Origin of the sequence: Rhodococcus sp. TAF43 (genome assembly GCF_052113525.1) — a bacterium.
In the GTDB taxonomy this organism is placed as follows: domain Bacteria; phylum Actinomycetota; class Actinomycetes; order Mycobacteriales; family Mycobacteriaceae; genus Prescottella.
In genome coordinates, this window is record NZ_JBFRDL010000015.1 from 42,492 (window position 1) to 54,963 (window position 12,472).

Below are 12,472 nucleotides of genomic sequence, written 5' to 3' on the forward strand. Positions count from 1 at the left end.
TTGTGACCCAGATCCGGCTCAGCAGGTCACGGCACCCTTGGCGCGCGCCAACGTGAGCACCGAGGAATCGACCTGAGCTGCGGGCAGACGCCCGGACGACACCGCCTGTTCCAGATGATCCAGGACCCGCGGGACGTCGTCGGTCGTGAGCCACAGCGCGACCGTCACGCCGGACTTCAACGCCTGCTCCACGGCCTGAGCGATGTCGTAGCGGTCGGTGATGGCCTTCATTCCGCTCAGATCGTCGGTGAAGATGGGCCCGGTGAACGGGGGTGCGTCGTAGCCGGTGCCCTCGCGCAGCAGCGAGACCGCCTCCGGGCTCAGGCTCGCCGGAAGTCCGTTGGTCGTCAAACCCGGAACGCTCAGGTGTCCGAGCATGACGCCGACCTCGGTATCCACCAGGTTGCGGTACGGCACCAGGTCGGAAGTCTGCAACTGGTCCAGCGGCGGCGTGGTGACGGCACCGGTGTGCGAATCGCCCGATGCCGAACCGTGTCCGGGGAAGTGCTTGAGCACCGGCAGAATTCCGGCCTCACGCATGCCCCGCGCGTACGCCTCCGCGTATCGCGTCACCACCTCCGGATCGTCCGAGAACGACCGGTCCCCGATCACCGAGTCGGCCGGCTGACTGCTGACGTCGACGTCCGGCGCGAAGTTCACGGTGATACCGAGGCTCTTCAGCTCGCGTCCCCGCTCGAGCGCCATCTGGTACGTCTGGTCCGTCGTCATCGTCTGCGCGACCTCCCGCGCCGACGGGTCCGGCCCGAACAGTTCGTCCACGCGGGACACCCGGCCACCTTCCTCGTCGATCGTCACCATCAGTGGGATCACGCTGGCGTCCTCGACCTGCGGGACCTCGCCGTTCGCGAGCATCGACTCGTCCGTCCAGCTGCCGATGAAGATGCCGCCGATCCCCTCCGACTTGACGATGTCGAGCGCGTCCGCGGTGCCGGTGACCCCGACGGTGAGCAACTGCGCGAGCTTCTGCCGCTGCGTGAGCGAATCCAGGAAGGCGGGACCGCAGACCGCGGACCCTCCGAACCCCGGCAGTGACGGACCGGACGGCTTGGTCTGCGACGTGGGCTGACTGGACGAGGACTGCGAGGACTGCGCCGTGGTGGTGGTGGAGGTGTCGCCACCGTCGCCGGACGAACAGCCGACGGCCAGTCCGGCGCACAGAGCGAGGGCCAGGGCATGTCGGATTCGCATGGATCCGACGGTAGTCCACATCCATTCCGACCGTTTTTCGAGCCGAGCGGCGGGGGTAATGGCAAGGTAATCTCGAAGAACGGAAGCCGAAGGCCGCCAACGGCGGTCGACCCCGATTTCAGGAGGTCACAGTGCCTGCAGATCTCATGCTCATTGCTTACGACGGCTCCGACAACGCCAAGCGGGCGATCGAGTACGCCGGCCGCTTCCTTGCCGCGAACCGCGCCGTGGTCGCCACCGCCTGGGAGCCGATGGTCCGTCAGGCCGCCCGCATGTCCGGGCTGTCCGGCGTGATGCAACCCGAGTGGGTCCCGGACGAGGCCTCCGAGGATGTCGCGCTCACCGACGCGAAGGCCACCAACGAGGAGGGCGTCGACCTGGCGCTCGCCGTCGGCCTCAACGCCGAGGGCCGGTGCTGCGAGTCGGCAACCGCGATCTGGGCCACCATCGTCGAGTGCGCCGACGAACTGAACGCCGACATCATCGTCACCGGCACCCGGGGCACCACCGGACTGCGCTCGCTGCTGCAGAGCAGCGTCGCCGACCACGTGCTGCGGCACAGCCACCGGCCCGTGCTGATCGTGCCGCCCGGAAAGTGAGGCCGCGAACCTAGACGGCGCCGGGCCCGGCGGCCCGACTATCGTCGGCTTCACCATGGACGGCTTTCTCCTCTCGCGCCCCGACCGCACTCTTCGCACCACCGGGACACGGGAACGATTCGACAACACCGACGCGGCGGCGGACGCACTCGCGTCCGCCCGCACCGATGTGGTCGTCGGCGCGCTGCCGTTCGATCCGGCCGCACGCGCCGCCCTCACGGCCCCCGAGACCGTGTCGTGGACGCCCGGACCGTGGCACCCGGAGACCACCCCGCCTCTGCCCCGGGTTCGGATCGAACGCGAGATACCCAGTGCTGCAGTACATGTCGAGCGGGTTCGCGGGCTGATCGAGCGGCTGCGCCGCGGCGAGCTCGACAAGGTGGTCGCCGCCCGGGCCGTGCAGCTCGCGGCCGACGAGCCGATCTCACCGGAGACGCTGGCCGCGCGCATGGTCACCCGGCACGCGGCGGCCAACGGCTTCGCTCTCGATCTCACCGCCGCAGGCGACGGCTATGTCGGGCACACGCTCGTCGGCGCGAGCCCCGAGATCCTGCTGAGCCGACGCGGCCGCACCGTCACGTGCCGACCGCTGGCCGGGTCGGCACCGCGCCACGCCGACCCGGACGCCGACCGTGCCGAGGGGGCGGAACTGCTGGCGTCGTCGAAGAATCTGGCCGAGCACGCGTTCGTCGTCGAATGGATCCGCGACATCCTCGGCCCGCTGTGCGTGGACCTGGACGTGCCGGTCGCGCCCGAGCTCACCCGGACCGGCGAACTGTGGCACCTGGCCAGCCCCATCCGCGGTGAACTGCGGGACCCGTCCGTCGGCTCGCTCGAGCTCGCCACCCTCCTGCACCCGACCCCCGCGGTGTGCGGCACACCCACCGCCCGCGCACTCGACGCGATCCGCGAACTCGAAGGAGACCGCCGCTTCTACGGCGGCGCGGTCGGCTGGTGCGACGGGGCCGGCGACGGCGACTGGATAGTGGCGATCCGGTGCGCCGAGATCGACGACGACGGGACCACGGCACTCGCGTGGGCGGGGGGCGGGATCGTCGCGGCCTCGGACCCCGAGACCGAGCTCGACGAGACCACCACCAAGCTCGGCACGCTGCTCGGCGCCCTGGGTGTCGATGCTCGCGAACCGGCGTGAGCTGGCCCGACAGCGAGCCGACCGCCGCCACGGGCCGGGAATGGAGCCGTCCACGACGTCACGGGTGATACCTTGACCCGGACATCACGTACGCACGAGTAGGACCCCGCGTACCCGGCGGCTTGATCATGGGAGATCAGAGATGGCGAAGTTCCTTGTCCCCGGCATTGCCAGCGCTGTGATCGGTGCTGTCGTCGGCGCCGGCGCCATCCTCGGCATCACCGCAGCCGTCGAGGACAACACGCTCCCCGACATCGACCGTTCCGGTAACGCCAACTCGTCTCTGCTGAACCAGGTTGAGTACGGCAGCCGCTGAACCCGCTGGTATCGCGCGTTCCCGCACCTCCCCCTCGTCCGGCGGTTCCGCCGACGGGGGGCTTTCCGTCGAACCCTCGACTGAACCCCTGACCCGGCGCTGGCTGATCGGCGCCGGGTTCGTCGCGTTGATCATGTGCCTGCTGCAGTCGCCGGGCCTGACCGTTGCCGACACCAAGTACGACCTCACCGAGAACCCCATCGGGTTCCTCGCCCGCGCCGCCCACCAGTGGAACAGCCAGGCGCCGCTGGGGCAGGTGCAGAACCAGGCCTACGGCTACTTCTTCCCGCACGGCGCCTTCTTCGCGTTCGGGGAACTGCTGCACATTCCACCGTGGATCACCCAGCGGTTCTGGTGGGCGCTGCTGATCGTCGCCGGCTTCTGGGGTGTCATCCGGGTCGCCGAGGCCCTCGGCATCGGCAGCCGCAGTTCCCGCATCATCGCGGCCGTGGCCTTCGCGCTGTCGCCGCGCGTGCTGACGACGATCGGGTCGATCTCGTCGGAGTCGCTACCGATGATGCTGGCCCCGTGGGTGCTGCTGCCGGTGATACTCGCGACCAGGCCGGCCGGGCCGGGATCGCGCAGCCTGGGCCGGCTCGCCGCGCAGTCGGCGCTCGCGGTCGCGCTGATGGGCGCCGTCAACGCCGTCGCCACCGCGGCCGCGTGCATGATCGCCGGGCTGTGGTGGATCGCGCACCGCCCCAACCGCCGCTGGTGGGTGTTCACCGCATGGTGGATTCCGTGCCTGCTGCTGGCGACACTGTGGTGGATCGTCCCGCTGCTGCTGCTCGGCCGGGTGAGCCCKCCGTTCCTCGACTACATCGAGTCGTCGGGCGTCACGACGCAGTGGACGTCGCTCACCGAGGTGCTGCGCGGCACCGACAGCTGGACCCCGTTCGTCTCCCCCGAACGCGTCGCCGGCACCGTCCTGGTCACCCAGCCCGTCGCCGTCGTCGCGACCGGCCTGATCGCGGCCGCCGGGCTGGCCGGGCTGTGCATGCGGTCCATGCCCGCGAAGGGCCGCCTGACGCTGATCCTGCTCGTCGGCATCGCCGGACTCGGCGCCGGCTACGTCGGCGAACTCGGCTCCCCGATCGCCGAACAGGTCCGCGCCTTCCTCGACGGCACCGGCGCCCCGCTGCGCAACGTCCACAAGCTCGAGCCGCTGGTCCGGCTGCCGCTCGTCCTCGGCCTCGCGCACCTGCTGGCCAAGGTCCCGCTGCCCGGGTCGGTGCCGCTACGACGCTGGCGCAGCGCGTTCGCGCACCCCGAACGCGAACCGATCCTGGCCCTGACCAGCCTGCTGCTGGTCGCACTCACCCTCACGACGTCGCTGGCGTGGTCCGGCCGGCTGGCCCCGCGCGGCGCATACGACGAGGTGCCGTCGTACTGGCACGACGCCGCGCAGTGGCTCGAGGACAACGCCGCGGGCAGCGGCGGCGACGGTTCCGGCGCGGACGCCGAACGCGCGCTCGTGGTGCCCGGCGCCCCGTTCGGCTCCCAGGTGTGGGGACTGACCCGCGACGAACCACTGCAGCCGCTCGCGTCGACGCCGTGGGCGGTCCGTGACGCCGTCCCGCTGGTCCCGCCCGGCGCGATCCGCGCCCTCGACTCGGTGCAGCGCCTCATCTCCGACGGCCGCCCGTCCGACGGACTCGCCGACACCCTGCTCGCCCAGGGCATCCGGTACGTCGTGGTCCGCAACGACCTCGATCCCGAGACGTCCCGCTCCGCCCGGCCGCTGCTGGTGCACCAGACGGTCGACGGCTCGCCCGGCTTCGAGAAGGTCGCGCAGTTCGGCGACGACATCGCCCCCGAGACCGCCGAGGACGTGGTCGTCGACGGCGACCTGCGTCCCGGGTACCCGGCGATCGAGATCTACCGGGTCACCGCGCCCGGCGCCCCGACACCGCCCGCCGGCCCGTACACCGTCGACCTGGACCCGGTACCCGTCGTGCAGGGCGGCCCCGAGTCGCTGCTGCGGCTCGCCGAGAACGGCACCGTCACCGGGCCGGCGCTGCTCGCCACCGACGCCGCGCGCGCCGGGATCGACGCCGGATCGGTCACCGTCACCGACACCCCCACCGACCGCGAGACGGACTTCGGGCAGGTCGACAACCACAGCTCCGCGCTGCGCGGCCCCGACGACCCGCGTCGCACCTACAACGCCGTCCCGGACTATCCCGTCCCGGACGCGCCGCTGGTGCACGGCGAGTGGTCCGGCGCGACGATCACCGTGTCGAGCGCGGCGTCCGACGCCACCCAGCTGGGCGGCACCGCGCCGGGCAGCGGTCCGGCCGCCACCGTCGACGGCGACCCGGCCACCGCGTGGCTCAGCAACGGACTCGAGACCGCGCGCGGCCAGTGGCTGCGACTGGACTTCGACACCCCGATCACCCGCGGCATGCTGCACCTGACGACCAGTCCGGCGGCGTTCGGACCACCCGTCAAGTGGCTGCGGATCGAGACGCCGAACGGCTCGACGTCGGTGAAGGTCGACAAGCCCGGCAAGCCGGTCGACGTGTCGCTGCCGTCCGGCACCACGCCGTGGCTGCGGATCCTGGCCACCCACACCGAGGACGGCTCGCCCGGCTTCCAGTTCGGCATCAGCGATCTCACCGTCGACGACTATTCGAGCGGCACCCCGGTGCCCGTCCCGATCGTGCACCGCACGGTGCTGCCCCCGACGCCCGACGGCGCCGCGGTGCGCGGCTGGGATCTGGGCCAGGAACTTCCCGGACGGTCGGGCTGCGCCGAGGGCCCGGACCGGGTGCACTGCAGCGGATCCCTGGTCCTGCCCCCGGAGGAACCGGGCACGTTCACCCGGACCCTGTCGGTGCCCGAGGCCGCCGCCGTCACGCCCGAACTGACGCTGCGGCCGCGTCCCGGCGCCGCACTCGAGGCGCTCGTCGCCGACCCCGGTGCGGTGTCCGCGCACGGACCGTCCGACGGTGTCGAGTTGCGCGGCACGGCGGGCGCCGCGGTGGACGGCGACGTCGCGACGTCCTGGACGGCCCCCTCGGAGACCGCTGCCAGGGCCAAGGGCAAGGGCGGGTTGCCGACCCTGACGATCCGGCTGCCGCAGCCGACCCTCGTCACCGGGCTGACGGTGACGCCCAGCCCCGGCAACCTGCCGGCGTCCCCCAGCCGGGTCGCGGTCAACCTCGGGGACGGACCGCAGACCCGCGACCTCGACAACGACGAGGACCCGTCCGCGCCGCAGACGATCTCCCTCGAACCGCACGTCACCGACACGATCGTGCTGACCCTCGTGCGCTGGCACGAGGTGCTCGACCGGACCGCGCTCGGCTTCCTGCAACTGCAGCCGGCCGGGCTGTCCGAGGTGGTCGCGCTCGGCGAGGACGGCCGCCCGGTCCCGGGGACCGCGACCGCGGCGGCCGACCGCACCGTCACGGTGGGTTGCGATGTCGGGCCGACCATCTCGATCGGCGGCACCCTGGTGCGGACCTCGGTCACCGCGACCACCGAACAGTTGGCGGCGGGGCTGCCGGTGACCGCGACCCCGTGCGCCCCGGCCGTCCCCGCCGCGCTGCCCGCCGGCCGTCAGGACGTGGTGGTCGCGCCCGGACCGGCGTTCACCGTCGACAGCCTGCGCCTCGACGCGGCCCCGGCCGCGCCCGCCGCCGCGCCCGCCTCGCCGACCGTGGGCCGGTGGACCGAGAACCTGCGCGAACTCGACGTCGCCGCCGCCGACACCGACCAACTGCTGGTGGTGCCCGAGAGCACCAACAGCGGCTGGATCGCCACCGCACCCGACGGCACCGAACTGCAACCGGTGATCGTGAGCGGGTGGCAGCAGGGCTGGATCGTGCCCGCCGGCACGGACGGCGTCGTGACGCTCGAGTTCCCGACCGATCGCTGGTACCGCGCCGGGATCGCGTTCGGCCTCGCGCTGCTGATCCCGCTGCTGCTCCTGGCCCTGGTCCCGCGGCGGCGCACCCGCGACCTCGGACCCACGCCGCGACCGTGGCGGAGCGTCGTCGCCGCTTCCTTCGGGGTGGTGGCCGTCGCGACCGTCGTCGCCGGGCCGGTGGGAACCCTGGTCACCGTCCTCGTCGCGGCCGCCGCGCTGGGACTGTCACGGTGGCGTGGACCGTCGTTCGCGGCGCGGGTACTCGTCGGCGTCGCGGGTGTCTCCTCGGTGCTCGCCGCCGTCCTGCTCTCGACCGGGCCGTGGCGGGCCGCCGACGGCTACGTCGGGCACTCCTTCCTGATTCAGCTGTTCGCGCTGATCGGGGTGGTCTGCGTGGGCGTCTCCGCGTTGCCGCTGTCGCGCTCGCCGATGTGGCGCCGCCTCTCCCAGCGGTGGACCGCCCGGCGGGACGGCTCCTCCACCAACGCGTAACTGGCCGACGCGACCGCGATGCTCAAAACCGTCGTGACGACGAGGACGAACACGAAGTTGCCGTTGAACGGTGCGATGCCGAACATCGGGAACACGATCGACAGCACCGCGAGATGCCAGATGAACAGGCCGTAGGACCAGCGTCCCACCGCCAGTGCCGCCGGACTCGCCAGGATCCGGTGGCGGTGCCCGCCCAGGACGAGCGGCGCGAGCAGCGCGAAACTCATCACCGCACCCAGCGCGATCTTGGTGGCGTACTGCCAGGGTTCCGGCCGCACCAGGCCCTCGGGTCCGGCCAGCCACGTCGTCGACACCCCGAACGCGACCGCTGCGATCGCCGCCATCGCGACCCGGTGCTGCGACAGGCGGTGCACCCACGTCCCGCTCACCATCGCGAGCTCGGCCAGCAGCATCCCGGCGGCGAACCACGGGATGTAGCCGGGCAGCCAGTTGTCGTGGTGGATACCGTCCGGGGCAGGGATCGGCAGGAACGCCCACACCAGGCTCACCGTCGCGGTCGCGAGCAGGACCGGCACCCGGAAGCGGGCCGCCGGGCCGCGCAGCCGCACCAGGGCCAGCGCGACGATCGGCAGGATCAGGTAGAACGCCACCTCCACCGACAGGCTCCACAGCTGCGTCATGCCCTCGGTGAGCGTGAGCGGCACGAACACCTGGATCAGCGCGAGATTCGCGACCCACACCTTCCAGCCGCCGCCGGCCGCCGGCAGGAACAGCAGGACCAGACACACCAGCACCCAGTACGCGGGCAGGATGCGTGTCGCGCGGGAGATCCAGTACTTGACGATGGTCGGCGGGGTCCCGAGTCCGCGGGCCGCGGCGGCGTGCGGACGCCACAGCAGAAAACCCGACAGCGCGAAGAACACCGCGACCGCCAGATCGAACCGCCCCCAGATCCGGCCGACGACGGGATCGCCGACCGCGCCGGTCTGGAACGCCACGTGCGTCACCAGCACGCCGAGCGCCGCGGCTCCGCGCATGCCCTCGAGCGCGGGAAGGAAAGCCCGCGGATTGCCCACTGGGGCCGGGATGTCGAGGTGGGAGCTGTTCATCGTCGTTCAGTGTGCCCGGACCGCCCACGAATCCGAAAGAGCACACCAGGAGCGACGGGAACGCGACCGAAATCGGTGCGCTGACGCAAATGGGACAACGGGACTGTTAGTGTCTGAGCTCACGTGGTGTCAGGTTCGAAGGCACCGTGCGACCCGTGCAGCGGGCACGCTGCCGGTGGGGGTATCTCAATTCCGAACATTGAGTTAGGAGACAGCATGGCCGAGCGTTCAGGCCCGAGCCGGATACTTGCGTGCATTCTGGTAGGCCTCGGGACCTTCCTGCTGGCCGTGGCAGTCCTCATTCCCGCGTACACCGTCGACAAGCTCAAGAAGACGCCGCTCGACCTCGAGGTCACCACCGTCGCCACCGGCAACGGTGACGTGCTCGACTCCAAGGCCCTGCTCGCGGGCAAGGCCGAGGTCAACACGAACGTGCCGATCGTCGCGCAGCGCTACGTCATCACCGAGCAGCCGTCCGACGCGGACGTCATCTCGCTGCAGGCCGGCCAGTCGGTGATCCGCACCGACAAGCAGGGCGACAGCGGTCTGCTGACCGCGACCGTCGACCGCGTCACCGCGGACCGCGTCAGCTCGATGCCGGTCGAGCCGCCCGTCGGCACCATCCAGACCGCGTCGAACGAGCCGGCCGAAGAGGTGTCGCACACGGGTCTGCAGTACAAGTGGCCGTTCGATGCGGAGAAGAAGAGCTACCCGTACTTCGACCTGAACTCGCGGAGCACGCAGGACATCAATTTCGTTGAGGAAACCGAGATCAACGGAATGAAGGTGTACCACTACAACCAGAAGATCGAGCCCGTCGATCTGTCCAAGGTGGTGCCGGCACCCACCAACAAGTTGACGCTGCCCGCCGCCACCTGGGGCGTCCCCGGCGACCAGCAGCCGGTCACGATGGTCCGCTGGTACCAGAACGAGCGCGATATCTGGGTCGATCCGGTCACCGGCGTCGTCATCAAGGGCCAGGAGAAGCTGTACCAGTACTACGCCCGCGACAAGGCCAAGCCCGAGGTCACAGTGCTCAAGGTGACGCTGCCGTTCGACGAGAACACCATCGAGTACCAGATCGGCCAGGCCAAGGACGGGCAGGACAAGCTGTCGCTGTTCGGCCGCACCCTGCCGATCGTCGCCGGCATCCTCGGCGCCATCGCGCTGATCGCCGGCATCGTGCTCGGCCTGCGCGGCGGACGCGGCAACAAGGGCGCCACCGCCGGTGGTCCTGCGAACCCGCCCACCGGATCCGGCCAGGCGCCCAACGGCGACCACGACTGGACGTCGGACAAGACCGAGGAATTCCCCACGGTCAACATGGACAAGGGCGGTTTCACCGAGCCGCCGCGCCAGCAGTGACCGGCGCTTCCTGACGAAGTAGCGAACCCCCGCGCGGATCACCGCGCGGGGGTTCGTTCGTCCCAGGGCTCCCCTCTCGCAGGCGGTCACATGGTGAGGACCATGCGATAGCGCGCGCGTCCTGCGACCGTGGCGGAGTAGGCGTCGGCGGCATCCGCCAGGGGGCGTTCCTCGACTCGGGCACGCACCCCCGACAGGACCGCGAACCGCATCGTCTCCTCGACGTCGCGGGCGGTACCGGACGCGTGACCGTTGACGCTGATGCCGGGCAGGACCAGCTGTACCGGGCTGATCGGCAGCGGCTCCGACGGGACGCCGATCACGACCAGTTCGCCCTGCGGACGCAGCCCGCCGACCGTGTCGGCCATCGCCTGCGAGTTCGCCGCGGTCGCGAGCACCACCGTCACGCCGCCGAGTGCCCGCAGGGCCTCGCTGACGTCGCCGGCGGTGGAGTCCACGTAATGGTGGGCGCCGAGCGCTCGGGCGTCGTCGCCTTTACCGGCGCCACGGGCGATTGCGATCGTTTCGAAGCCCATCGCCCGGGCGAACTGCACACCGAGGTGGCCGAGGCCGCCGACCCCCAGGACCGCGACCCGGTCGCCGGGCATCGCCTTGGACTTCCGCAGCGCGTCGTACGTGGTGACACCCGCACAACTCATCGGTGCCGCTTCCGCGAAGGACAGTTCGTCCGGAATCCGGGCGAGCGCATTCGCCGGCGCTGTCACGGACTCGGCGTAGCCGCCGGGATACTGCCAGCTCGGCACCTGCAGGTTCTCGCAATAGACCAGGTGCCCCTGCCGGCACGGGACGCACCGGTTGCAGCAACCGCCGAACCAGCCGACCGCGACCCGGTCCCCGACGCTGTAGTTGTCGACGCCGGCACCGAGTTCGGCGATCGTCCCGGCGATCTCGTGGCCGGGCGTGAGCGGCCAGGACATCCCGGGGAATCCGCCCTCGACGAATCCGTGGTCGGTACCGCAGATTCCGCAGGCGGCGACCGCGATGCGTACATGATCGCGTTCGGGAGACTTGGTCTCGACGTCGACGAGTGTCAACGGTTCACCGGCGGACTGGACGTGCACTGCTCGATGAGTAGGCATCTGCATCCTCACGATGTGTGGTTGTCCCGGACTATCGGGGCCACCGTCCAGTCAAACTCTCCGGTACGGCCCGAGGCAAGGGGTCATTGCGCCGGGACGTCGTCGCTGCGGGCGCTCCGCAACGCGAGCACAGCCGCCGTGCAGGCCGTCAGCGTCGCCACGGAGGCCGCGACGACGACGAACTGACGGACGGTGTCGGCGACGGTGAACATCAGCACCGCCTCGACCGCCAGGCCCACCCACGCGACGATCGCGAGATGCGTGCGCTCCCCCGCGATCGCGGACAGCAACGCGCCCTGCAGCACCGCCAGCGCCGCACCGTTCAGCGCGAACATCCACAGGATTCCCTGGACCGGCGCGTAGTCGTCGCCGAACAGCATCGTCGCGATCGGCGCGACCACGGCGGCGCCGATCACCAGGAGCGCCCCGAGCCCGGTCAGCACGGTCAGCGCGGACCGCACCGCGCTGGCCGAGTGCACCGGATTCGCCATCCGCGGGTACAGCACCACCCCGATTGCCTGCGGCAGCCAGAACGCGGCCTTGGTCGCGACCGCGCCCGCCGCGTAGATACCGGCGTCGGCCTCGGGAAGCACGACGCGTGCGATCAGCAGGTCCACCGACGACAGCGCGATCATCGCGAGCTGCACCTGCGACGCGCGGAGCACCGTGCCGACCCCGACGCCGGCGCCGCCGACCACGCGCTCGCCCCGTCGCCGCTCGAGCAGTCGCGCGACGACGACCATCACGGCGGTCCCGACCGCCCCGGCGAGCAGCATCGGCCCCGGTCCCCCGCCGATCGCCAGCACCGCGACCGCGGGCACCACCTTCGCGACACCGGCGCCGGCCAGCACGACGCTGAGGTCGGCGAAGCGGCCGGCGCCCTGCAGTAGACCCTGTTCGGTCGCCAGCAGCACCAGCAGCGGGGCCGCGACGAGAGCCCACAGCGTGGCGGTCAGGCTCGTGTCGAGCGCCCACGAGATGCCGGGTACGAGGAGCAGGGCGATCGCCGCGACGATGGCCGCGCAGCGGTATCCGAGGGCCCGCAGCTCGGTGTGGCCCTTGCCGTGCACCAGCTCTCGGGCCACGACGCTCTGCAACGCCAGGGCGGGCACCGCCAGCACCAACTGGGCGGCGAGCAGACTCGCGAATTCTCCGTACGCGGACGGCCCCAGCCAGCGCAGGGCCAGCAGCTGCAGCACGTAGGCGGCGAGGTTCGCCGTCATCGAACCGGCCGTCACCATCGTCATCCCGGCGACAGTGGAGCCGGTGAGGGATTGGCGTGGCATCCGCTCAT

General features: G+C 71.2%; 8 protein-coding genes and 1 pseudogene. 5 read left to right on the top strand and 4 right to left on the bottom strand.

The genetic code is table 11. The annotated features are described in order from the left end of the window. Nucleotides 1-18: 18 nt before the first annotated feature. On the bottom strand, nt 19-1,209 hold the full coding sequence (locus AB4Z09_RS12600) for a glycoside hydrolase family 3 N-terminal domain-containing protein (protein ID WP_442239833.1): 1,191 nt from the start codon (nt 1,207-1,209) through the stop codon (nt 19-21). A gap of 131 nt (nt 1,210-1,340) precedes the next feature. Between AB4Z09_RS12600 and AB4Z09_RS12605 the strand changes: the two genes are divergently transcribed. The 4 genes from AB4Z09_RS12605 to AB4Z09_RS12620 all read left to right on the top strand — a co-directional run bounded on the left by AB4Z09_RS12605 (nt 1,341) and on the right by AB4Z09_RS12620 (nt 7,643). Beyond that, nucleotides 1,341-1,808, top strand: coding sequence for a universal stress protein (locus tag AB4Z09_RS12605; RefSeq protein WP_114723335.1), 468 nt, complete (start codon nt 1,341-1,343; stop codon nt 1,806-1,808). Between the two features lie 55 nt (nt 1,809-1,863). After that, nucleotides 1,864-2,961 (top strand): isochorismate synthase, encoded by a 1,098-nt coding sequence (locus tag AB4Z09_RS12610; protein ID WP_174913269.1) that lies wholly within the window; start codon nt 1,864-1,866, stop codon nt 2,959-2,961. 142 nt (nt 2,962-3,103) lie between these two features. Continuing rightward, nucleotides 3,104-3,277: a DUF2613 domain-containing protein gene (locus AB4Z09_RS12615; protein ID WP_114723333.1), complete on the top strand. Its 174-nt coding sequence runs from the start codon at nt 3,104-3,106 to the stop codon at nt 3,275-3,277. Then, nucleotides 3,258-7,643, top strand: coding sequence for an alpha-(1->3)-arabinofuranosyltransferase domain-containing protein (locus tag AB4Z09_RS12620; protein WP_442239834.1), 4,386 nt, complete (start codon nt 3,258-3,260; stop codon nt 7,641-7,643). The genes AB4Z09_RS12615 and AB4Z09_RS12620 overlap by 20 nt, the downstream gene beginning before the upstream one ends. A 71-nt stretch (nt 7,644-7,714) precedes the next feature. Here the strand turns inward: AB4Z09_RS12620 and AB4Z09_RS12625 are convergent. Then, nucleotides 7,715-8,713 (bottom strand): annotated as a pseudogene (locus tag AB4Z09_RS12625) (acyltransferase family protein); the annotation flags it as partial. Nucleotides 8,714-8,929: 216 nt separating this feature from the next. Here AB4Z09_RS12625 and AB4Z09_RS12630 point away from each other — a divergent pair. Continuing rightward, a complete protein-coding gene (locus AB4Z09_RS12630; protein ID WP_114723331.1) occupies nt 8,930-10,078 on the top strand; it encodes a DUF3068 domain-containing protein in 1,149 nt (382 codons plus the stop codon). An 86-nt stretch (nt 10,079-10,164) separates the two neighbouring features. On the opposite strand, the gene AB4Z09_RS12635 is transcribed toward AB4Z09_RS12630, so the two are convergent. Together AB4Z09_RS12635 and AB4Z09_RS12640 are read right to left on the bottom strand one after the other, a co-directional pair. Further along, nucleotides 10,165-11,178, bottom strand: coding sequence for an alcohol dehydrogenase catalytic domain-containing protein (locus AB4Z09_RS12635; protein ID WP_442239835.1), 1,014 nt, complete (start codon nt 11,176-11,178; stop codon nt 10,165-10,167). Between the two features lie 83 nt (nt 11,179-11,261). Next, nucleotides 11,262-12,464, bottom strand: coding sequence for a polysaccharide biosynthesis protein (locus tag AB4Z09_RS12640; protein ID WP_174913277.1), 1,203 nt, complete (start codon nt 12,462-12,464; stop codon nt 11,262-11,264). Between the last annotated feature and the right edge of the window lie 8 nt (nt 12,465-12,472).